Raw genomic sequence first — 22,036 nt, forward strand, 5'->3', positions numbered from 1 at the left:
AATCAGCCGCGAGAACGCGAAGCGTGTCTGCAAGTTGAATCTGCATTGGCGGATGGCGATTGCTGCCCCTTGCTCCGTCATTGCGAGCGCAGCGAAGCGATCCAGAGTCTTTCCGCGGAGGATTCTGGATTGCTTCCGCCTTCGCTAAAGCTTCGGCGGACAAGTCGCTCCGCTCGCAAAGACGATGTGGAGAGAGTGTGCACAACACTTCGATCTGTGGCCTGGACGCAGCGCCCTTGCGGCGCGTCCGGACAGGCGGGGAGATGATGAAGCGCCGACTCACCTTGGCTGCGCCTCGTCGTCGCGCCGAAGTTGCAACGCAGGCACGCACCGGAAACTTGAAGTTGTGGGATTGTCCTCCCGCCGGGGGTATCGCAGTAAGCTCGATCGTGTCCTCACGGCCACGATTGTGCCGTCCGTGCAACACTCGTCACGGATTTAACCATCTTCTCTGTCCGTTCGCATCGACGCCGCTTTTTGGCCACACCCGAACATGAATAAAATCACTCGAATATTTTAGCGGCAGCGGTGATCCTGGAAGACGACGGAAATCCCCAAGGTCGATTCAAAAGGTCGATTCAAATCTTGGCTCTGATTTTTCGGGTCTGAAAGGGTTGGCCGGGGAAACTGGTTTGCGATGGACGCGAAGAGCAACATCAAGCAGAGGCTGCCGAGCCGTCACGTGACGGAAGGTCCTGCGCGCGCGCCCCATCGCTCCTACCTCTACGCCATGGGTCTGACCACCGACCAGATCCACCAGCCCTTCGTCGGCGTCGCCTCGTGCTGGAACGAGGCCGCGCCCTGCAACATCTCCCTGATGCGCCAGGCGCAGGCGGTGAAGAAGGGCGTCGCAGCCGCCGGCGGCACGCCGCGCGAGTTCTGCACCATCACCGTGACCGACGGCATCGCCATGGGGCATGACGGCATGCGCTCCTCGCTGCCGTCGCGCGAATGCATCGCCGATTCCGTCGAATTGACGATCCGCGGCCACGCCTATGACGCTCTCGTTGGCCTGGCCGGCTGCGACAAGTCGCTGCCGGGCATGATGATGGCGATGGTCCGTCTCAACGTGCCCTCGATCTTCATCTATGGCGGCTCGATCCTGCCCGGCAATTTCCGGGGCCAGCAGGTGACCGTGCAGGACATGTTCGAAGCCGTCGGCAAGCACTCGGTCGGCGCAATGTCGGACGAGGACCTCGACGAGATCGAGCGCGTGGCGTGCCCCTCGGCGGGTGCCTGCGGCGCGCAGTTCACCGCCAACACGATGGCGACCGTCTCCGAGGCGATCGGGCTGGCCTTGCCGTACTCGGCCGGTGCTCCGGCACCCTATGAAATTCGCGACGCCTTCTGCATGACCGCGGGCGAGCAGGTCATGGAGCTGATCGCCCAAAACATCCGGCCACGCGACATCGTCACCCTCAAGGCGCTGGAGAATGCCGCCGCCGTGGTCGCCGCGTCCGGTGGCTCGACTAATGCTGCACTGCACCTGCCGGCAATCGCGCACGAGTGCGGCATCAAGTTCGACCTGTTCGACGTCGCCGAAATCTTCAAAAAGACACCGTACGTCGCGGATTTGAAGCCAGGCGGCCGTTATGTCGCCAAAGACATGTTTGAAGTAGGTGGCATACCGCTTCTGATGAAGACGCTGCTCGACAACGGATTTCTCCACGGTGACTGCATGACCGTCACCGGTCGAACGATCGCCGAAAACCTCAAAAGCGTGAAGTGGAATCCGCACCAGGACGTGGTGCACCCGGCAGACAAGCCCATCACCGTCACCGGCGGTGTGGTCGGTCTGAAGGGCAATCTGGCGCCAGAAGGTGCGATCGTGAAAGTCGCGGGAATGTCCAACCTCAGGTTCACCGGTCCGGCCAGGTGCTTCGACCGTGAGGAGGATGCTTTCGAGGCCGTCCAGAAGCGCACCTACCGCGAAGGCGAAGTCATCGTGATCCGCTACGAGGGGCCGAAGGGCGGTCCCGGCATGCGGGAAATGCTCCAGACCACCGCGGCGCTGACCGGCCAGGGCATGGGCGGCAAGATCGCGCTCATCACCGACGGCCGCTTCTCCGGCGCCACCCGCGGCTTCTGCATCGGCCATGTCGGGCCGGAAGCCGCCATCGGCGGCCCGATCGGGTTGCTGGAGGACGGCGATATCATCGAAATCGACGCGGTCGCCGGTACCCTTAACGTAAAATTGAGCGACCAGGAGCTTGCCCAACGCAAGACCAAATGGACCGCTCGCGCGACTAACCACACGACGGGCGCGCTCTGGAAATATGCTCAGCAGGTTGGACCAGCGGTCGGTGGGGCAGTGACCCATCCGGGCGGCGCGCACGAGAAACAGTGCTATGCGGACATCTAGGCGTACCATCGTTGCGTTTGTGTTGGGGGCTGCCGCGCTGGCCGCGCCGGCTCTCGCCTTTGACGGCGCACCCGTCAGCCAGAAGGATGCGACCATCCCGGTGGTCACGACCTTGCCGGGCGCAGCAGGCAAGGTGCGCAATGTACCGCCAGTCGTGCCCCAGGAAACCTCGCTCAGCGCCCTGCAATATGCCGCGGAGGGTGGCCACCCCATCGCGCAGTGGAAGCTCGGCCGCATGTACGCCAATGGCGACGGCGTCGCCCAGGACGATGTGCGTGCGTTCGAGTATTTCACCCGCATCGCCAACGCGCACGCCGAAGACAGCCCGTCCGCGCCGCAGGCGCAGATCGTCGCCAACGCCTTTGTGGCGCTCGGCCGCTATTATCTCAGCGGCATCCCGAATTCGAAGGTCAAGCCGGACCAGGAGCGGGCGCGGGAGATGTTTTCCTATGCCGCGTCCTATTTCGGCAATGCGGATGCGCAATACGATCTCGCCCGCCTGTACCTGAAGACGCCGGACGCTTCGCGCGAGGATTTCCGCTACGGCGCGCGCTGGCTTGGGCTCGCCGCGCAGAAGGGCCAGCACGAGGCCCAGGCGCTGCTCGGCCAGATGCTGTTCAACGGCGACCGCCTGCCGCGGCAGGCCGCCCGCGGCCTGATGTGGTTGACGCTGGCGCGCGACAGCGCCGGCAGCGACGAGACCTGGATCAAGGAAAACTACAACCGCGCCTTCGCAAAGGCCTCCGACGACGATCGCGCCATGTGCCTGCAGATGCTGGAGCAATGGGTGCAGGGTCGACGGGAGTGATGGGTTGAGGCGGCCTCACGCCGCCTCAAGATCGAGATCCGCCCACACCGGCACGTGGTCCGACGGCTTCTCCCAGCTGCGCACATAGCTGTCGATGCCGACATTGGCGAGCCGGTCGCTGGCCTGTGGCGACAGCAGAAGGTGGTCGATCCGCAGGCCGTGGTTCTTCTGCCAGGCGCCGGCCTGGTAGTCCCAGAAAGTGTAGAGCCCGGGCTCGTCGGTGACGGCCCGAAGCGCATCGGTCAGGCCGAGGCCGAGCAGGGACTGAAAACTCTCCCGCGTCTCGGCCTTGAACAGGGCGTCCTCGGTCCAGGCGGCGGGATTATGGACGTCCCGGGCATGCGGGATAACGTTGAAGTCGCCTGCGAGGATCAGCGGCTCCTCGGTCTTGAGGCGCTCCTTCGAATACTCAAGAAGCCGCGACATCCATTTGAGCTTGTAGGGATATTTCTCGGTGCCGACCGGATTGCCATTGGGCAGATAGAGGCAGGCGATGCGCAGCACGCCGGACTTGAGCGTCACCACGCCTTCGAGGAAGCGAGCATGGGCGTCCTCGTCGTCGCCGGCCAGCCCCGACTTGGTCTCGTCGAACCGGAGCTTCGAGAGCAGAGCGACACCGTTGAACGTCTTCTGGCCGTGGGTGACCACGTTGTAGCCGAGCGCCTCGATCTCCAGCCGCGGGAAGGCCTCGTCGACGCATTTGATCTCCTGGAGGCAGACGATGTCCGGCTGGCACTCCTTCAGCCAGGTCAGGAGGAGATCGATGCGCTGCCGGACCGAGTTCACGTTCCAGGTGGCTATTCTGATGGGCATCTTGGCGGCTCCGGGCAGGGGCCATGGTTAGAACAAAATGCAAACGCGCCCGTCAAGGACGCTGCGAAATCTCCCACAAAATTAACCCGGCTTAAGTCGGGCCCGGGCCATTGATCGTGAAAAGGTTTTTCGAATGGGACGGCCGAACAAAGCCATGAAGCGAACCGAGCCCCGCGACGGGTTGATCGGCGCGTTCCTGTACTGGCTCGGCGGCTACGAGATCGAGGACGGCCTGACCGCCGGTCTCAGCGAGCGCGAGCTGAGCCGCATCCGTGCCAAGCAGATCGACGCGGTGATACGCCTGATCCCGGTGACGATGGCCGTCACCATGCTCAACGTCGCCGTTGTGCTGATTTTGTTCTGGGGTCGTGGCTGGAACGACTTTCTCGCGATCTGGGGCATGACCCTCGCGACCGCCGCCTCGCTCGCGGTGCGCGCGTGGCGGCGCTCCCACCAGAGCCCGGCGCAAGAAGTCTCGCCCCGTGCCGTGCGGCAGATGTTGCGGCAGGCGTTTTTCCTCGCCGCAATCTGGGGCACGCTGCCGGTCGCGCTGTTCAGCCGCATCGAGCCGACCAGCCAGCTCATTCTGGCCTGCCTTATGGTCGGCATGATGTCCGGCGGTGCCTTCACGCTCTCGACCTTCCCGCGTGCGGGCCTTGTCTATCTTGCGACGACGACGATCGCCTGCGCCGGTGCGTTGCTGTTATGCGGCACCGGGCCTTACCTCGTGACCGCCGTGTTCCTGCTGCTGTTCGCGTTCTTCATGGCGCGCAACATCGTCTCGCAAGGCAATCTGTTCCTTGGCAATCTCAAGGCCCAGCTTGAGCTCGAGCGCCAGACCGAGATCATCTCACTATTGCTGAAAGATTTTCAGGAGAACGCCAGCGACTGGCTGTGGCAGACCGACGCCGAAGGGCATTTGGTCGACGTGCCCGAGCGCTTCGCCGCGGTCGCACAGCTGCCACTGCCCTTGCTGAAGGGCTCGCATTTCGCCGACGTGCTCGACATGCTGTGCCCCGAAGACAAGAGCGCGGCCTACAATGTCGTCGGCCTGATGGAGCACGCCGAACCGCTGCACGAGATGAACCTCAAGGTCGTCGCCGGCGGCGAGGCGCGGCTGTGGTCGCTCACCGCGAAGCCGGCCTACGACCGCGACGGTCAATTCCTCGGCTATCGCGGCTTCGGCCGCGACGTGACCGAGCGCTGGCGCGCGGAAAAGGCCGAGGCCGAGAGCCGCGCCAAATCGGATTTCCTCGCGGTGATGAGCCACGAGATCCGCACGCCGATGAACGGCGTGCTCGGGCTTGCCAGCATGCTGCTGGAGACAAAACTCGATCCGGAGCAGCACGAGGCCGTCACCACGATCCGCGAGTCCGGCGACAATCTCCAGCGCATCCTCAACGACATCCTGGACCTCTCCAAGCTCGAGGCTGGACGCTTCGCGTTCGAGGTGATCGACTTCGCGCCGCAGGCGCTGGTAGAGACATTGGCGACCGTCGTGCGCGCGAGTGCCAAGAGCAAGGGGCTCGCGGTCAAGGTCAAGCTCGATCCGAACCTGCCGCCGACGCTGCGCGGCGATGTCGCGCGTATCCGCCAGGTCCTGCTCAACCTCGCATCCAACGCGGTGAAGTTCACCGACCAAGGCGAAGTCACGATCGCAGCCGTCTGTCAGGCCCGCCGCGATCTGCTCGCCACCGTCGAATGGAGCGTGACCGACAGCGGTATCGGCATCGCCCCCGAGAAGCTTGGCCAGCTCTTCTCCGACTTCGCGCAGGCCGACGCCTCGATCAGCCGCCGCTTCGGCGGGACCGGGCTTGGGCTTGCGATCCGGCGCATCATCGAACAGATGGGCGGCACCATCCGCGTCACCTCGACGCCGGGCGAGGGCTCGACATTCAGCTTCACGCTGGTGCTGCCCTGGAGCCAGGAGAAGGCATCCGACTACATTGCCGACCGCGACGAAGCCGACTACCTCAAGGCGCGTATCGCGAGTCTCGACCGACCGCTGAGGGTGCTGATCGCCGAGGACGACGCCGTCAACCGCATGGTCGTGAGCAAGATGTTAGGGGCCTTCGACGTCGAGCTGCGCGTCGTCACCGACGGCGTCGAGGCCGTCGCGGCGGCCTCGGAGGAAGACTACGATCTCGTGCTGATGGACGTGCGGATGCCCGACATAGACGGCCTTGCCGCAACCCGGGCGATCCGTGCGCAAGGTGGCCGATTCGAATCCTTGCCGATCATCGCGCTCACCGCCAATGCCTTCCCCGAGGACGTCAAGATCTGCCGCGAGGCCGGCATGTCGGACTTCCTGGCCAAGCCGCTACGCAAACCCGCGCTGCTGGCGGCGCTGCTGCGCGCGCTCGATGGACATGTGATGGCGGGAGACGCACCACTTCAGCCGGAGCTCATGTCGGTCGACGTGGAGTGGACGGACGAGGAAAGGCAGATGACCGGCGCCTAGCCGGCGACGTCAGATCGAGAAGCTGGTCCCGCAGCCGCAGGACGCCGTGGCGTTCGGATTGTTGACGCGGAACGAGGCGCCGATCAGATCGTCGACGAAATCGACCTGCGACCCCGCCAGGAACGGCTGCGAGGCGGAATCGACCAGCACCACCGCATTGTCCTGCTCGATCACGAGATCGTCGTCAGTGCGGGCACGGTCAATGTCGAACTTGTACTGGAAGCCGGAACAGCCTCCGCCCTCGACCGAGATCCGCAGCATCGCGCCAGACCCTTCGCCCTTGAGGATCTCCCCAATCCGGCGTGCGGCCTTGTCACTGATGGTCACGTCAGTCGTCATCGTTCGTCTCCGATAGGCCCGCGGTCACACCAAGGTCACCTGAAGGTCACGTGCCCTATTCAGTTGGTATCCCGCGTCCGGCATAGTTAAGTGCCACCATACGCAGAATCAAATGGATAGAGACTAAATTCGCCGTGTCCGTCGGAATGGCTGCCCCCCACGCGCCCTATGCCTGCGATCCCGAGCGCAGTCGCGGCCGATTGGTCGCGGAACCGCCAAGCCGGACCCGCAGCCCGTTTCGACGGGATTGCGACCGGGTGATCCATTCCACCGCGTTCCGCCGGCTGAAATACAAGACCCAGGTGTTCGTGTTCCACGAGGGCGACCACTACCGCACCCGGCTGACCCATTCGCTGGAGGTGGCGCAGATCGCCCGCGCGCTGGCCCGGCAGCTCGGGCTGGACGAGGACCTCACGGAAACCCTGGCGCTCGCCCACGATCTCGGCCATCCGCCGTTCGGGCACGCCGGCGAGCGGGCGCTGGACGCCTGCCTGAAGGATTTTGGCGGCTTCGATCACAACGCCCAGACGCTCCGCGTCGTTGCGGCCCTGGAACAGCGCTATCCCGAATTCGACGGGCTCAACCTGACCTGGGAAGCGCTGGAGGGCATCGTCAAGCACAACGGCCCGCTGACCGATCGCAGCGGTGCGCCGGCCGGGCGTTATCGCGAGCGCGGCGTTCCCGTCGGCATCGCCGACTACATCAAGATCTATGATCTCGAATTGTGGAGTTTCGCCTCGCTGGAGGCACAGGTCGCCGCGATCGCGGACGACATCGCCTATGATGCCCACGATATCGACGACGGTCTGCGCGCCGGCCTGTTTCACCTCGACGACCTCAAGGTGATGCCGCTGACCGCGGAGATCATCGCCGAGACTTCTGCGCATTACCCCGATCTCGAAGACGTCAGGCGCGGCGCCGAGCTGGTGCGCGAGCTGATCTCACACTTGATCGGTGCCGTGTTCGCCGAGGCCCAGATAAACCTTGCCGCCGTGAAACCGCAATCCGCACAGGACGTGCGCCAGCAGAGCCGGGCATTGATCGCATTCCCCGCCGCGGTCGCCGAGGAGGAGGCCGCCATCAAGCGCTTTCTCTATCAGCACATGTACCGCCACAAGCGGGTCATGCGGGTGATGGGCGAGGCGGAACAGATCCTGTTCGACCTGTTCGCAAAATACCTCACCTCGCCCGGCGAGCTGCCGCCGGAATGGCTGGTCGGGGCGGAGGCGGACAATGAGGGCGACCGGGCCCGCCGGATCGGGAATTTCATTGCCGGAATGACCGACCGTTTCGCCCTGACCGAGCACCAGCGGCTCTTTGACTCGACCCCGGATTTGCGTTAGGCGGCGCCCATGCCCGACACATCCTCAGCACTGCACCTGTTCGCCGACGTGCTCGCACGCGTGCACGCGGTCTGCCGCGCGCTCGCGGCGGAAGCCAACTGGCCCGAGGGCATCGATTTCTCGCGCGTGGTGGTCGAGCCGCCGCGCGATGCTTCCCATGGCGACATGGCGACCAACGCAGCCATGGTGCTTGCGAAAGAGGCAAAGGCAAAGCCGCGCGACCTCGCCGAGCAGATCGCCGAACGGCTGCGCGCGGACCCGTTGATCGCCAAGGTCGACGTCGCAGGTCCAGGCTTCATCAACCTGACGCTGGAGCCGGCCGCATGGGCCGAGGCGCTACGGACCGTGCTGCGCGAGGGCGCCGATTACGGCCGCGTCCGCGGCGGCTCCAAGGTCAACGTCGAATATGTCTCCGCCAACCCCACCGGACCGATGCATGTCGGCCATTGCCGCGGCGCCGTGTTCGGCGATGCGCTGGCGAGCCTGCTTGAATTCGCAGGCCGTGACGTCACGCGCGAATATTACATCAACGACGCCGGCGCGCAGGTCGACGTGCTCGCCCGCTCCGCGTTCCTCCGGTATCGCGAGGCGCTCGGCGAAGACATCGGCGCGATGCCGGAAGGCCTTTATCCCGGCGACTATCTGAAGCCGGTCGGGCAGGCGCTGGCGCAGGAGCACGGCGACAAGCTCCTCGCCGTGAGCGAGGGCGCGTGGCTACCGACGGTGCGCGCCAAGGCGATCGCGATGATGATGGACGAGATCAAGGATGATCTCGCCGCGCTCAACATCCGCCACGACGTGTTCTTCTCCGAGCGCTCGCTGCAGGACGCCGGCAACAACAAGGTCGCCGAGACCATCGATTTCCTGCGCGCCAAGGGCGACGTCTACCAGGGCCGTCTGCCGCCCCCAAAGGGGGCTCCGGCCGAGGATTGGGAAGATCGCGAGCAGTTGCTGTTCAAGGCGACCGCCTATGGCGACGACGTTGATCGCCCGCTGGTCAAGTCGGATAGTTCCTACACCTACTTCGCCGCCGACATCGCCTACCACAAGAACAAGTTCGACCGTGGTTTCGCGGAGATGATCGACGTCTGGGGCGCCGACCATGGCGGCTACATCAAGCGCATGCAGGCGGCGGTGAAGGCGACCACCTCCGGCAAGGGGGCGCTCGACGTCAAGATCGTCCAGCTGGTGAAGTTGCTGCGCAACGGCGAGCCGGTGAAAATGTCCAAGCGGAGCGGGGACTTCGTCACCTTGCGTGAGGTGGTGGATGAAGTCGGCCAGGACGCCGTCCGCTTCATGATGCTCTACCGCAAGAACGACGCGGTGCTCGACTTCGACCTCGCCAAGGTCATGGAACAGTCACGCGACAACCCGGTGTTCTACGTGCAGTACGGCCACGCCCGCGGCCACTCGATCTTCCGCAACGCCCGGGCCGAGGTGTTCCCGGAACTCCCGGAGGAAACGGAAAAGCGCATCGCCTGGCTGGGTGAGTCGGCGGTGGAACGGCTGTCGGACCCGGCTGAACTCGACCTTCTTAAGCGGCTCGCAATATTTCCGCGCATGCTGGAAGCGGCCGCAACCGCCCACGAGCCCCACCGAATTGCCTTCTATCTCTATGATTTAGCCAGCGAATTTCATGCACTTTGGACGAAGGGGCGCGATTTGCCCTATTTACGCTTCATTATCAATAATGATGCAGATCTAACGAAGGCGCGGCTGGCCATGGTCCAGGGCGTCGTCTCTGTCCTGGCATCGGGCCTCGCCATCCTCGGCGTCCATGCTCCGGACGAGATGCGGTAGTTTGGGGCGAACTACTTAAGGGATTTCGGGGGTAACCGGCAGAAGCCGGATCGCTTAGACTTGGTTGAAAGCCTTGTGGGTCGAAAGCCGCGCCTTGGTCGAGGGGCGCGCGGCTTTCCCGAAGGGACGCATCATCACGATGGCCGAACGATATCAGGACAGACCGTTTCCTTCCGATGACTATCGCGGTGGCGATCAGCATGGGAGGGCGGAGAGCGGTGATCCCTTGGCCGAACTTGCCCGCCTGATCGGGCAGACCGATCCGTTCGCAGCGCAAGGGCGGCCGGGCGTGCACCCGCCTGCAGCACCTGCGCCTGCCCAGAGCTATCAGGACGACGACTATCGCCAGGACGATGGCCAGCAGGACTATGCCGAGCAGGCCCCGCCGCCCGGGCCACCCTCATGGATGCGGCGCGCCAATGTGCAGCCGCAGACGGTGCCAGCTGAGCCTGCCTATCCCGCTTCCGTAAACCCGGTTCATCCACTGCATCGTTATTCAGCCCAGCCGACTGCGCCCGAGCCTGAACCTGATTATCGTCAGCCGCAGGCCTATCCGGATCAGGCCTATCAAGCTCGCACCCATCAGGGGCAGGCCTATCAGGATCAGGCATATCAGCAGCCCGATCAGGCTTACCAGGAGCAAGCCCACCAGCAGCCCGATCCGGCGCGCTACGACGAGGCGCTCTACGGACGGCTGGAGGCGGGCGAGCAGGACTATCAGCGCGATCCCGCCTATCCCGACGATCCTTACGCGTTCCAGAGCGACTATCCCGAGGCCGATCTCGACGAGCCGAAGAAGCAGCGCGGCGGCATGATGACCGTCGCGGCGATCCTGGCCCTTGCCGTGGTCGGGACCGGCGCTGCGTTCGCTTACAAGACCTATGTGGGCTCGCCCCGCAGCGGCGAGCCGCCGATCATCAAGGCCGACAACACGCCGACCAAAATCGTGCCGGCGCCGTCGGACTCCTCGGCCAAGGTACCGGACCGCATGGTCACCGGAGATGGCGCCGAGAAGATCGTGCCGCGCGAGGAGGCGCCTGTCGACGTCAACGCCAAGGCGGGAGGTCCCCGCGTGGTGTTCCCGGCGCTGAACCAGAACGCGAACCCGCCGCCAGTCGCGAGCGTGTCGCCGTCCAGCATTCCGCTGTCGAGTGCGGGCCCGAATCCGAGCAACGGCACGCTGCCGAACAATTCGCCGCGCGCGATCAGGACCGTGGCCGTGAAGGGCGATCAGACCGACGCCACCGCGTCGCAAGCGGCCACGGCCGCGAAGCCGACAGCTCTCCCGAAGCCCGTTGCGGCACCAGCTGCACCACGCACGCCGCCGACCTCGGCCAATGCCAGTGCCAATCAGCCGCTCTCGCTTGCGCCGCAATCGGCGCCGGCCGCGGAGCCACCGCAGCGGATGGCTGCGACCAATCCGACGCAAATTGCGCCCGCGAGCAGCGGTGGCGGCGGCTACGTCGTGCAGGTCTCCTCGCAGCAGACCGAGGATAGCGCCCACGCCTCGTACCGGGTGCTTCAGAGCAAGTACGGCAGCGTGCTTGGCTCCCGCGCACCCGTGGTCAAGCGGGTCGACCTGACCGACAAGGGCAAGGGAATCGTCTACCGCGCCTTCGCTGGGCCGTACGGATCGCTCGAAGAGGCGAACCAGGCCTGCAACAGTTTGAAATCCGCTGGCCTGTCTGCCTGCTTCGTCCAGAGGAATTAACGGCCGTTTCCTTGACCCTCTCGCGGGTCAGGGTTAATCGGCCGTATGAGCACGCGGGCCTTCATTACCGGCGTTTCCGGAACGGAACTAACCGCCGCCGAGCGGGAGTTTATCCGCAGCGAACGCCCGTGGGGCTTCATCCTCTTCAAGCGCAATGTCGAGACGCCGGCTCAAGTTGCTGCACTCGTTGCGGAATTGCGGGCGGTTGCGGGTTTCGCTGATGCCCCTGTCCTGATCGATCAGGAGGGTGGGCGGGTGCAGCGCCTGACGCCGCCGCATTGGCCGGTCTATCCGCCGGGCGCTATTTTCGCAGGCCTCTACGATACTGATTCGGCGCTCGGGCTGACCGCGGCGCGCCTCAGCGCCCGGCTGATCGCGTGCGATCTCGCAGATCTCGGCATTACCGTGGATTGCTTGCCGCTGGCCGACGTGCCGGTGGCTGGCGCCAACGCCGTCATCGGGAACAGGGCTTACGGCACCGAACCGGGAAAGGTCGCCGCGATCGCCCGCGCGGTCACCGAGGGCCTGGAACAGGGTGGCGTGTTGCCGGTGCTCAAGCACATCCCCGGCCATGGCCGAGCTACGGCCGATACCCATTTCAATCTGCCGACGGTCGACACGTCGCGCGACGAACTGGATCGCACCGACTTCGCGGCATTCAAGCCTTTGGCGGATTTGCCGATGGCCATGACTGCACATGTTGTGTTTAGCGCGGTCGACCCCGCCCATCCGGCGACGACATCTGCGACAATGATCGCTGAGGTGATTCGCGGCGCAATCGGGTTCCAGGGTTTGTTAATGAGTGATGACGTGTCGATGAACGCGCTGTCGGGCAACATCGCCGAACGGACCCGCGCCATTTTTGCGGCCGGCTGCGACATGGCCCTGCATTGCAACGGCAACATCGAGGAAATGCGTGAGGTCGCCGGCCAGACACCCGAACTGGCGGGCAGGGCGCTGGAGCGGGCGAACGCCGCGCTCGCTGCGCGTAAAGGACCGCAACCGTTCGATCGCGCGGCCGCGCGCGCCGAACTGGAGGCATTGATCGCACGGGCAAACACGGCATCGGCATGACCGCAGAAATCCTATCGTTTGAAACCGGGCGGCCCGCAGAGCTCGCCGAGGGTGAGCCGGCGTTGGTGGTGGACGTCGAGGGTTATGAAGGTCCGCTCGACCTGCTGCTCGCACTGGCGCGGCAGCAGAAGGTAGATCTCGCCAAGATCTCGATCCTGGCGCTCGCCGACCAATATCTCCACTTCATCGAAGCCGCGCGAAAGATCCGCCTCGAGCTCGCCGCCGACTATCTCGTGATGGCGGCATGGCTCGCCTTCTTGAAATCGCGTCTGCTGCTGCCGGAGCCGCCGAGTGCGGAAGGCCCGAGCGCGGAGCAGATGGCGACGGCGCTCGCCAACCGCCTGCGCCGGCTGGAGGCGATTCGTGAAGCCGCCAACCGGCTGATGAACCGGCAGCAATTGCTGCGCGACATCTTCCCGCGCGGCGAGCCCGAGCAGATCGCCGAGATCAGGCATCCGAAATACACGGCAACGCTCTATGACCTGCTCACCGCCTATGCCGCGCAGCGCCAGTCGCGCGTGCTGGCGAGCGTGCATCTGGCCAAGCGCACGGTGTGGTCGCTCGCCGAGGCGCGCGCCACGCTGGAGCGGCTGGTCGGCAGCATCAGCGAGCAAGACGATTGGGGCGTTCTCGACGATTTTCTGCTTCAGCATGTCGCCGATCCGACGCAGCGCGCGACGGTGCTCGCCTCGAGTTTCGCGGCTGCGCTCGAGCTGGTGCGCGAAGGTCAGCTCGAGCTGAATCAGAAAGAGGCGTTTGCGCCCATCTATTTCCGGAAGGGGCGCCCCAAGCCGGTCATGGACGCAGCTCCTGCGCCCGATGCGCCGGTCGCTTAAGTGCAACAAGGAGAATCTGCCATGGCAAGCCTGGCTGAAGTGCGGGTAGAAGAGGCCGAGCCGATGGAGAACGAGTCCCAGGCACGTCCCGAAGAATTGCGGCTGCTGGAAGCGCTGCTGTTCGCTTCGAATGAACCGCTGGATACCGCGACGCTGGCCAAGCGCATGCCCGAGGGCGTCGACGTGAAGGCCGCGCTCGAGCAGTTGCAGGCCGACTACTCCCTGCGCGGCGTGAATCTCGTGCGGGTCGCTAACAAATGGACCTTCCGCACCGCGGGCGATCTCGCCTGGCTGATGACCCGCGAGAGCACCGAAACCCGCCGCCTGTCGCGCGCCGCGATCGAGGTGCTGGCGATCATCGCCTATCACCAGCCGGTGACGCGCGCCGAGATCGAGGAGATCCGCGGCGTCGTCACCTCGAAGGGCACGCTGGACGTGCTGCTGGAAACCGGCTGGATCAAGCCGCGCGGTCGTCGCAAGACGCCGGGCCGTCCCTTGACCTTCGGAACCACCGAGGACTTCCTGTCGCAGTTTACTCTGGAACAGCTCGGCGATTTGCCGGGCCTGGAGGAGCTGAAGGGCACGGGCCTGCTGGATTCGCGCCTGCCGACCGGATTCAGCGTGCCGACGCCGTCGGATGACCCGACTTTGCGGGAAGACGAGGATCCGCTGGAGCCGGGCGAGGACCTTGATCTGGCGCTGGCGCCCGCGGTCGAGCCCGAGACGCCGCCGGAAGGCGGCCATGAGGGGGGCGAGGGTGGCAGCGAGGACTGACGTCCCGGCCTTTTACCGGCCGCCTGCGACCAGTTAACACTAGCAAAATTACGTAGCGCCAACAGCGAATTGGCGCTGCCTTGGTCCTTGTTTTTGACACCTGCCAAGCCTAGGTTTCGGTGAAGATCGGCCGGTCCCCGGCCATGCGCGTTTGGAGGGTTGCAGGATGGGTTCACTCAGCATTTGGCACTGGGTCCTGGTGATCGCAGTGGTCCTGCTGCTGTTCGGTCGCGGCAAGATCTCGGATCTGATGGGCGACGTGGCGCAGGGCATCAAGGCGTTCAAGAAGGGCATGCAGGACGACGACAAGGTCGCCGACAAGCCCGAGCCGGCCAAGTCCATCGAGCACAACAATGCCGCGCCGACCGCGGCACGGTCGGACGTCGGCAGCAAGGCCGTCTGAGCCAGAGAGCACGCGAGACGCGGGTAGCGGACCCGATCCTGCGCGCGAGGGATTGGGCCGGCTGCGGCTGGCGTGAACGGAAGACCTCATGTTCGACATCGGGTGGAGTGAACTGGTCCTGATCGGGGTCGTGGCCCTGATCGCCATCGGCCCGAAAGAGCTGCCGGGCGTGCTGCGCATGGTCGGGCAGTGGATGGGCAAGGCGCGCAAGATGGCCGCCGAATTCCAGGGCCAATTCCAGGAAGCGATGCGCGAGGCCGAAATGGCCGACCTCAAGAAGAGCTTCGACGAGGTCAAGGAAGCGGCTTCCGGCTTCGCCGGCAACAATTTGATGACCTCGCTCCAGAAAGACGTCAGCGACGCGCTCCGCGTCGATGCGCTGGACAAGCCCGCCGAGACCTCGATCTCCACCGCTGTCGAACCGTCGGCGACTTCAAGCGAAGCGCTGACGACGCCCACCACGCCGGAAGCGCCGACGCCGGAGACCTTCGTGGAAGCCGAGGCACATGCGGCCGTGAACGAGCCGCTCGCCATCACCCGTGAGGTCGAGCAGGCGCAGGTCGCTCAAGGTTCGGGCACGCAAGATTCCGTCACCCAGGACACTGCGCCGGCCGAGGCGATTAAGGACGCCAAAGCGTCATGAGCGCCGCCGATATCGAGGCCAGCAAAGCTCCCCTGATGGACCATTTGATCGAGCTGCGTTCGCGGCTGATCAAAGCGCTGCTCGGCTTCGGCATTGCCTTCATCTTCTGCTTCTTCTTCGCCAAGCAGATCTACAACGTGCTGGTCTGGCCGTTCGTGTGGATCGCGGGTCCCGAGAACTCGAAATTCATCTACACCGCGCTGCTGGAATATTTCATCACCCAGCTCAAGCTCGCGCTGTTCGGCGCCGGCTTCATCTCGTTCCCGATCGTCGCGACACAAATCTATAAGTTCGTCGCTCCCGGACTCTACAAGCACGAGAAGCAGGCCTTCCTGCCGTATCTGGTCGCGACCCCGTTCTTCTTCGTGCTGGGCGCAGCACTGGTCTATTTCGTCGTGCTGCCCATGCTGGTCCGCTTCTCGCTCGGCATGCAGCAGGCCGGCAGTGACGAGACCGCGCAGATCCAGCTGCTGCCCAAGGTCGGCGAATATCTGTCGCTGATGATGTCGCTGATCTTCGCCTTCGGCATCGCCTTCCAGCTTCCGGTGATCCTGACGCTGCTGGGGCGCATCGGCATCGTCACTTCTAAAATGCTGCGCGAGAAGCGCCGCTATTTCATCGTCGTTGCCTTCGTCATCGCGGCCGTTCTGACCCCGCCCGATGTGCTCAGCCAGTGCTCGCTCGCGATTCCCTTGCTCGCGCTCTACGAGGGCTCGATCATCGCGGTGGGAATTGTGGAGAAGAAGGCTGCAGCTTCGCAAGCCTCTAGCGGCACCGACGTATCGACGCCGGCCAATCCGGCAGAGTAGGGCGCCCCATACTCCGGTGTCATTCCCCGCGAAAGCGGGGAATCCAGTACGCCGCGGCCTATGGGGAATCAGTGATGTTTCTGGAATACTGGATCGGCCGCCTTCGCGGACGATGACAGCCGGGGGTGGGGGAGCAGCCAATTTGATAAAATAAAAAAAAGGGTTTTGAGGGGTGGGAAAAGCCCCCGGGCCAGGGGCATGCACGACATCAAATCGATCCGCGACAACCCGCAAGCCTTCGACGCCGGCCTCGCACGACGCGGCCTGAAGCCGATGTCGGCGTCGCTGCTTGCGATCGACGAGACCCGGCGTGCGGCGATCCTGGCTTCCGAGCAGGCGCAGGCGCGGCGCAATGCGGCCTCAAAGGAAATCGGCGATGCCAAGAAGACGAAGGACGAGGCGCGCGCGGCGAAGCTGATGGCGGAGGTCGCCGAGCTCAAGACCACCATGCCGGAGCTCGAGGCGACCGCGAAGGCTGCCGACGAGGAGCTCGCCAAGGAGCTGGCGGCGATCCCCAATCTGCCGCTCGGCGAGGTGCCCGATGGTGTCGACGAGCACGGCAATGTGCAGCGCCATGTCTTCGGCAACAGGCGCAACTACGCGTTCGTGCCAAAACCCCATGACGATCTCGGCGCCGCGCTCGGTGACATGGATTTCGAGACCGCAGCGAAGCTCTCCGGCGCGCGCTTCGTCGTGTTGAAGAAGGGACTGGCGCGGCTCGAACGCGCGCTCGGCCAGTTCATGCTGAATCTACACGTTGACGAGCACGGCTATACCGAGATCAATCCGCCGCTGCTCGTGCGCAACGAGATCATGTTCGGCACCGGACAATTGCCGAAGTTCGAGGACGACCAGTTCTGGGCGATCAAGGGCGAATTGCTCGCCGCGCCCGACCATGAGCGGCTCCGGACCGAGCGTCTCGGGATCATTCCGACCGCGGAGGTGGCGCTCACCAATCTCGTCCGAGAATCCATCCTCGACGAAAAGCAGCTGCCGATGCGGCTGACTGCGCTGACGCCGTGTTTTCGCGCGGAGGCGGGCGCCGCAGGGCGCGACACCCGCGGCATGATCCGGCAGCACCAGTTCACCAAGGTCGAACTGGTCTCGATCACGACGCCGGAGACGAGCAAGGACGAGCACGAGCGCATGCTCGCCTGTGCCGAGGAAGTGCTGCGACGGCTCGAGCTGCATTACCGCGTGATGACGCTGTGCACCGGGGATATGGGTTTCTCGTCGCAAAAAACCTATGACATCGAGGTCTGGATGCCGGGTCAGGGCGACGGCGGGGCATTCCGCGAGATCTCAAGCTGCTCGGTTTGCGGCGATTTCCAGGCCCGCCGGATGGACGCGCGCTCGCGCGGCCCCGATGGCAAGCCGCGGTTCGTGCACACGCTCAACGGCTCCGGCACAGCGCTAGGCCGCGCGTTGATCGCCGTGATGGAGACCTATCAGCAAGAGGACGGCTCGATTGCGGTCCCCAGCGTGCTCCAGCCCTATATGGGCGGGCTGAAGGTGGTCGCACGCGACTAGGCGTGCCGCCAATCTGAAACGGAGAAACGTTTGGTTGCGAAGATCGGGCGGCCGGTTATCCTGCCGGCCACCCGACAACGCGAACCGATCGTTCATGGCCTTGCACCGCGATATCTTCTGGGTCGGCAGACAATGGGCGGTGACGGGTGCCGGTATCCAGGCCGTCGATCAGCGGCTGCGTGGCGTGCTCGACATCGCGATCACGCGGCTCTGGGACGACGATCTGGTCCAGAGCCGGCGGGCCAAGCCCGGTGTGAATGCAGCCGATTTCGACCAGGCGCTAACGCTGGCACGTGACCGCTTTCCACAGGCGCCGGTGCCGGACCCATTCGTCGCGCAGCTGGAGGCGCTCGGCGTGATTGAGGCGCCGATGGTGAGCCCGGTCGTGCCGGCGATGAGATTGCACGCGGAGGGCCGGCTTGCGCGCTTTCTGCCGCAATGGCGAGTTCGCCGATAACCGCCAAGCCGGCGACCAGGTGCCGCCCGGTCGGCCGGTTTGCCTGATCGGCCCCGGCCGGATAAGACGGCTCAGACCCGCTTCAGGAATCGACCTTTCCCATGCGCATTCTCTGCACCAATGACGACGGCATCCACGCCCCCGGCCTCAAGGTCCTGGAGGAGATCGCGCGCGCATTGTCCGATGACGTCTGGGTGGTCGCGCCTGAGCTCGACCAGTCCGGCGTGTCGCATTCGCTGTCGCTCAACGATCCGCTGCGCCTGCGCGAGGTCGGTCCGCGGCATTTCGCGGTGCGCGGCACGCCGACCGACTGCGTCATCATGGGCGCGCGCCACATCCTCGGCGCCAAGCTGCCCGATGTCGTGCTGTCCGGCGTCAACAAGGGCCGCAACGTCGCCGAGGACGTGGTCTATTCCGGCACCATCGCCGGTGCGCTGGAGGGCACCATCCTGGGGCTGCCGTCCTTCGCCCTGTCGCAGGAGTTCAGCGTGGAGACCCGCGACCGGCCGCTGTGGGACACGGCCCGCAAATTCGGGCCCGACATCCTGCGCAAGGTGATCGCCGCCGGCATCCCGAAGGACACCGTCATCAACGTCAACTTCCCGGCCTGCGCGCCGGAGGATGTGCTGGGCATCCGCGTGACGCGGCAAGGCAAGCGCAATCTCGGCTTCCTTAGGATCGACGAGCGCAGGGACGGCCGTGGCAATCCGTATTTCTGGATCGGCTTCGAGCGCACCGCGATGATGGATACGCCGGCCGACGGCACCGATCTCGCGGCGCTCCGCGAACGCTACGTCTCCGTCACGCCGCTCAGGCTCGACCGGACCAACGAGGCGTTTTCCGAGGCGCTGAGTGCGACGCTGAAGTAAGTCCGACGCTGAAGTAATCCGACCTGGAATGGGGCCTAGCCGCCGCGAAGCGCGGCTTCGATGGTCTTGCCGAGGGCGTCGAGCTGAAATGGCTTCTGAAGCGCCGGCCGATCGCGGTACTGCTCGGGCAGGCCCGAGGAACCGTATCCGGTGGCGAAGATGAACGGGCAGCCCTTCGCCTTGATGACATCGGCGACCGGCGAGATGACCTTGCCGTTGACGTTGACGTCGAGAATGGCGATGTCGAACTCGGTTGCCTGGGCGAGCCGCATGGCTTCGGTGATGTCGCCCGCCTCGGCTGCGATCTTGTAGCCAAGCTCTTCGAGCATGTCCGCGACCATCATCCTGATCATCACCTCGTCTTCGACGAGGAATACAGAGCGGCCAGTAAGCCCCGTCGCGGTCATGGTCGAGTCCTTGCCCATTGCCAAAAACGTTCGCAGATAACATGAATCGACGCAATGCGCGTTTCGACGAACGGATGCCTGAAAATGGCCATCGCGGCTCGCCCGTTGCAAGCCAATTTATGGTCAACTACGCCATCCGAAGCCTATCATGGGTTCCCTGAGCCGGAACAGGAATCTCGCGCCCGGGTTGGGCGTCCCGGACCGCAAACACAGCACAAGCAGGCAATGACCCCCCATCAGCACCCGCCGGAAAAGATGATGTTTCAGCTCACGCTGAGGCGTCGGGGCATCAGCGACCAGGCGGTCCTGAGGGCCATGGAGGAGGTGCCGCGCGATCAATTCGTCGACGACGCCGATCGGGACGGCGCATATCGCGACAGCGCGCTCCCGATCGCCTGCGGGCAGACCATCAGCCAGCCCTTTGTCGTCGCCTACATGACCGAGCAGCTCCAGCTTCAGAAGAAGCACCGCGTCCTCGAGATCGGCGCCGGCTCGGGCTACCAGGCGGCGGTGCTGTCGCGGCTCGCCGGCCAGGTGTTGACGGTCGAGCGCTACCGCAAGCTTGCGGATGCCGCACGTATCAGGCTTGAAAAACTCAACTATCACAACGTCGAGGTGATGCTGGGCGACGGACTCAATCTGCCCCCCAATATTGGCCCGTTCGATCGCATCATCGTCACGGCCGCGATGGAGCAGCTCCCGGAGAACCTGGTCGAGCGGCTGGAGGTGGGTGGCATCCTGATCGCGCCCGTCGGCCCGCATCAGGGGGTGCAGACGCTGATCCGGCTGAGCCGGACCGAAGCCGGGATCGAGCGCAAGGAACTCGTCGAGGTCCGCTTCGTGCCGGCGCTGCCCGGCGTGGCGCGGGAGCTGTAGAATTCCAGATTGGCTGCGCTGCCAACATCTTATTGGGAGGGTTAAGCCGTTATTTACTCGGCGCGTGTTTACTTAAAACACCAGTTCTGTTGCGTACGAGTGAGTAACCATGTCCGTTGCCGCCGAGTTGCTTTACTCGCGCCGTGTGCCGCAGGTCGCGGTGCTGGCGCTGATCTCCTTCAGCTTCGCAGGGTGCAGCGCCGACATGTCGTCGCGCATGTCCCAGTCGAACTTCTCCAATCCCTTCGCGCAGGAATCGACCGGTTCGGTGCAGCAGGCCCCGCCGCCGCAGCGTGAGTTGCCGCAATATTCGCGGCCGCAGACGCAGTCCGGTTATTATCAGTCGCAGCCTTTGCCGCCGGCGGTATCCACGCCGCAATCCTACCCCGTTGCAGCAGGCGGTGTGTCCGGAGGCGGACGCGGCGTGGGCTCCTACGCACCCCCGGCGCAGCCGCATCTCGAGACCACGGCCACCGTGCCGCCACGCTCGGTTGCAGCCGCCCAGCCGGTCGGCGGAACCAAGATCATCGTCGGCACCAGCGATACGCTCGACCTGCTTGCCAAACGCTATCGCGTCACGCCGCAGGCGATCCTCGCCGCCAACGGCTATAAGGGGCCGCGCGCGCTCTCGCCCGGCCAGCAACTGATCATTCCGCACCAAGCTACGGCGGCTGCGCCCGCGCCGCTCATGGCTTCCGTTGCCGCTGCCCCAGCGCCCGCTGCGAAGCCGGTTGCGGCCGTTGCCGCGCCGTCAAGCACGCACTTCGTGAACCACGGCGACACGCTCGCCAGCATTGCCCGCAAGAACCATATCTCGGCGGCCGAATTGGCCCGCGCCAACGGCCTCGATCCCTCTGCAAAACTCAAGCTCGGCGCCAGGCTGGCCGTGCCCGGGGCCAAGACCGCCGCTGTCGCAGCACCGCTTGCCGCGGCTCCGGTCGGAGCCGCTCCCGTCGCGGGGACGCTGCAGCCGGTTGCTGCCGCGCCTGCGCCCGCCACCAAGATGGCCGCCGTCGCCGCGCCGGTGCAGAGCGCGCGCCTGGCCCAGGCCACCGCCAACGTCGAAGACAAGGCCGCGGACACTCCCGCGAAAGCTGCGGAGACCACCAGCGCGCTGCCGACTTTCCGCTGGCCGGTGCGCGGCAAGGTGGTCACGAGCTACGGCGCCAAGACCAATGGCAAATCCAACGACGGCATCAATCTCGCGGTGCCCGAGGGCACGCCGGTCAAGGCGGCCGAAGACGGTGTCGTTGCCTATTCCGGCAACGAGCTGAAAGGTTACGGCAATCTGGTCCTGGTTCGGCACTCCAACGGCTACGTCACCGCATATGCCCATGCGAGTGAGCTGATGGTGAAGCGCGGCGATACCATCAAGCGCGGCCAGGTCATTGCCAAGTCGGGTCAATCCGGGGAGGTGGCGTCGCCGCAGCTCCACTTCGAGATCCGCAAGGGATCGAGCCCGGTTGATCCGCTTCAATTCCTGAACGGGGCGTGATGAGGCCTACATTGTCTCCCAACTGAAGCTGTCGTCGCCCCGCGTGACCCGGCGCTCCACTAAGCCCCGGCGTATCGGCGTGAGCCGCCCCCGCGCGGGGTTATGGATACCCCCGCCCCGGGGGGAATTGGGCCGGGGCTTCCCCCTGCACGACGGCGGCACTTAATGCCACCGCGTTCCAGACAACGGCCGCCTACGCCGCATCCACCTTCAGCACCCCGCGCCG

General features: G+C 64.9%; 20 protein-coding genes. 17 read left to right on the forward strand and 3 right to left on the reverse strand.

The features are described 5' to 3' along the window. Positions 1 to 637 precede the first annotated feature (637 nt). Positions 638 to 2,362, forward strand: a complete 1,725-nt coding sequence (gene ilvD, locus AC0L23_RS25350; RefSeq protein ID WP_027518135.1) for a dihydroxy-acid dehydratase — start codon at positions 638 to 640, stop codon at positions 2,360 to 2,362. Then, complete coding sequence (locus AC0L23_RS25355; RefSeq protein WP_026233489.1) at positions 2,349 to 3,170, forward strand: tetratricopeptide repeat protein; 822 nt, start codon at positions 2,349 to 2,351, stop codon at positions 3,168 to 3,170. Before ilvD ends, AC0L23_RS25355 begins: the two co-directional genes overlap by 14 nt. 15 nt (positions 3,171 to 3,185) lie before the next feature. Here AC0L23_RS25355 and xth read toward each other — a convergent pair whose 3' ends face one another. Further along, complete coding sequence (gene xth, locus AC0L23_RS25360; protein ID WP_007610740.1) at positions 3,186 to 3,983, reverse strand: exodeoxyribonuclease III; 798 nt, start codon at positions 3,981 to 3,983, stop codon at positions 3,186 to 3,188. 133 nt (positions 3,984 to 4,116) lie between these two features. Between xth and AC0L23_RS25365 the strand changes: the two genes are divergently transcribed. Continuing rightward, the gene (locus AC0L23_RS25365; RefSeq protein ID WP_473357478.1) at positions 4,117 to 6,444 is read left to right on the forward strand and encodes a hybrid sensor histidine kinase/response regulator; all 2,328 of its coding nucleotides are present in this window, start codon (positions 4,117 to 4,119) and stop codon (positions 6,442 to 6,444) included. Positions 6,445 to 6,453: 9 nt separating this feature from the next. Here AC0L23_RS25365 and erpA read toward each other — a convergent pair whose 3' ends face one another. After that, positions 6,454 to 6,783 carry an iron-sulfur cluster insertion protein ErpA gene (erpA, locus tag AC0L23_RS25370; protein WP_007610737.1) on the reverse strand — a complete coding sequence of 110 codons (330 nt, stop codon included), beginning with the start codon at positions 6,781 to 6,783 and terminating at the stop codon, positions 6,454 to 6,456. 134 nt (positions 6,784 to 6,917) lie between these two features. Here erpA and AC0L23_RS25375 point away from each other — a divergent pair, with 134 nt between their 5' ends. The 12 genes from AC0L23_RS25375 (at position 6,918) to surE (ending at position 19,032) form a co-directional block, all read left to right on the forward strand. After that, positions 6,918 to 8,126: a deoxyguanosinetriphosphate triphosphohydrolase gene (locus tag AC0L23_RS25375; RefSeq protein ID WP_026233487.1), complete on the forward strand. Its 1,209-nt coding sequence runs from the start codon at positions 6,918 to 6,920 to the stop codon at positions 8,124 to 8,126. Between the two features lie 9 nt (positions 8,127 to 8,135). Then, positions 8,136 to 9,926: an arginine--tRNA ligase gene (gene argS / locus AC0L23_RS25380; protein ID WP_085384620.1), complete on the forward strand. Its 1,791-nt coding sequence runs from the start codon at positions 8,136 to 8,138 to the stop codon at positions 9,924 to 9,926. Positions 9,927 to 10,065: 139 nt separating this feature from the next. Beyond that, a complete protein-coding gene (locus AC0L23_RS25385; RefSeq protein ID WP_085353573.1) occupies positions 10,066 to 11,637 on the forward strand; it encodes an SPOR domain-containing protein in 1,572 nt (523 codons plus the stop codon). Positions 11,638 to 11,682: 45 nt separating this feature from the next. Then, on the forward strand, positions 11,683 to 12,711 hold the full coding sequence (gene nagZ, locus AC0L23_RS25390; protein ID WP_018458031.1) for a beta-N-acetylhexosaminidase: 1,029 nt from the start codon (positions 11,683 to 11,685) through the stop codon (positions 12,709 to 12,711). Then, positions 12,708 to 13,547, forward strand: coding sequence for a segregation and condensation protein A (locus tag AC0L23_RS25395; RefSeq protein ID WP_027518127.1), 840 nt, complete (start codon positions 12,708 to 12,710; stop codon positions 13,545 to 13,547). Before nagZ ends, AC0L23_RS25395 begins: the two co-directional genes overlap by 4 nt. A gap of 21 nt (positions 13,548 to 13,568) precedes the next feature. Then, entirely contained in the window at positions 13,569 to 14,321 is a 753-nt protein-coding gene (gene scpB, locus AC0L23_RS25400) for an SMC-Scp complex subunit ScpB (RefSeq protein WP_027567087.1), read from the forward strand. Between the two features lie 166 nt (positions 14,322 to 14,487). Beyond that, a complete protein-coding gene (locus AC0L23_RS25405) occupies positions 14,488 to 14,724 on the forward strand; it encodes a twin-arginine translocase TatA/TatE family subunit (RefSeq protein ID WP_007610722.1) in 237 nt (78 codons plus the stop codon). An 88-nt stretch (positions 14,725 to 14,812) separates the two neighbouring features. Next, positions 14,813 to 15,367: a Sec-independent protein translocase protein TatB gene (gene tatB / locus AC0L23_RS25410; RefSeq protein WP_085353196.1), complete on the forward strand. Its 555-nt coding sequence runs from the start codon at positions 14,813 to 14,815 to the stop codon at positions 15,365 to 15,367. Next, positions 15,364 to 16,176: a twin-arginine translocase subunit TatC gene (gene tatC / locus AC0L23_RS25415; RefSeq protein ID WP_018458028.1), complete on the forward strand. Its 813-nt coding sequence runs from the start codon at positions 15,364 to 15,366 to the stop codon at positions 16,174 to 16,176. Before tatB ends, tatC begins: the two co-directional genes overlap by 4 nt. Before the next feature lie 198 nt (positions 16,177 to 16,374). Continuing rightward, the gene (serS, locus tag AC0L23_RS25420) at positions 16,375 to 17,706 is read left to right on the forward strand and encodes a serine--tRNA ligase (RefSeq protein ID WP_018458027.1); all 1,332 of its coding nucleotides are present in this window, start codon (positions 16,375 to 16,377) and stop codon (positions 17,704 to 17,706) included. A gap of 94 nt (positions 17,707 to 17,800) precedes the next feature. After that, the gene (locus AC0L23_RS25425; protein ID WP_085353194.1) at positions 17,801 to 18,163 is read left to right on the forward strand and encodes a hypothetical protein; all 363 of its coding nucleotides are present in this window, start codon (positions 17,801 to 17,803) and stop codon (positions 18,161 to 18,163) included. A 101-nt stretch (positions 18,164 to 18,264) separates the two neighbouring features. Further along, complete coding sequence (gene surE, locus AC0L23_RS25430; protein WP_085353192.1) at positions 18,265 to 19,032, forward strand: 5'/3'-nucleotidase SurE; 768 nt, start codon at positions 18,265 to 18,267, stop codon at positions 19,030 to 19,032. 35 nt (positions 19,033 to 19,067) lie between these two features. Here surE and AC0L23_RS25435 read toward each other — a convergent pair whose 3' ends face one another. Next, positions 19,068 to 19,439, reverse strand: a complete 372-nt coding sequence (locus AC0L23_RS25435) for a response regulator (protein WP_007590670.1) — start codon at positions 19,437 to 19,439, stop codon at positions 19,068 to 19,070. 225 nt (positions 19,440 to 19,664) lie between these two features. On the opposite strand from AC0L23_RS25435, the gene AC0L23_RS25440 reads away from it, so the two are divergent. Both AC0L23_RS25440 and AC0L23_RS25445 read left to right on the forward strand, forming a co-directional pair. Further along, complete coding sequence (locus AC0L23_RS25440; RefSeq protein WP_026233485.1) at positions 19,665 to 20,315, forward strand: protein-L-isoaspartate(D-aspartate) O-methyltransferase; 651 nt, start codon at positions 19,665 to 19,667, stop codon at positions 20,313 to 20,315. A 109-nt stretch (positions 20,316 to 20,424) separates the two neighbouring features. Further along, a complete protein-coding gene (locus AC0L23_RS25445; RefSeq protein ID WP_018458022.1) occupies positions 20,425 to 21,810 on the forward strand; it encodes a LysM peptidoglycan-binding domain-containing M23 family metallopeptidase in 1,386 nt (461 codons plus the stop codon). Positions 21,811 to 22,036 lie beyond the last annotated feature (226 nt).

It is taken from the genome of Bradyrhizobium sp. MI1.4, from assembly GCF_055811315.1.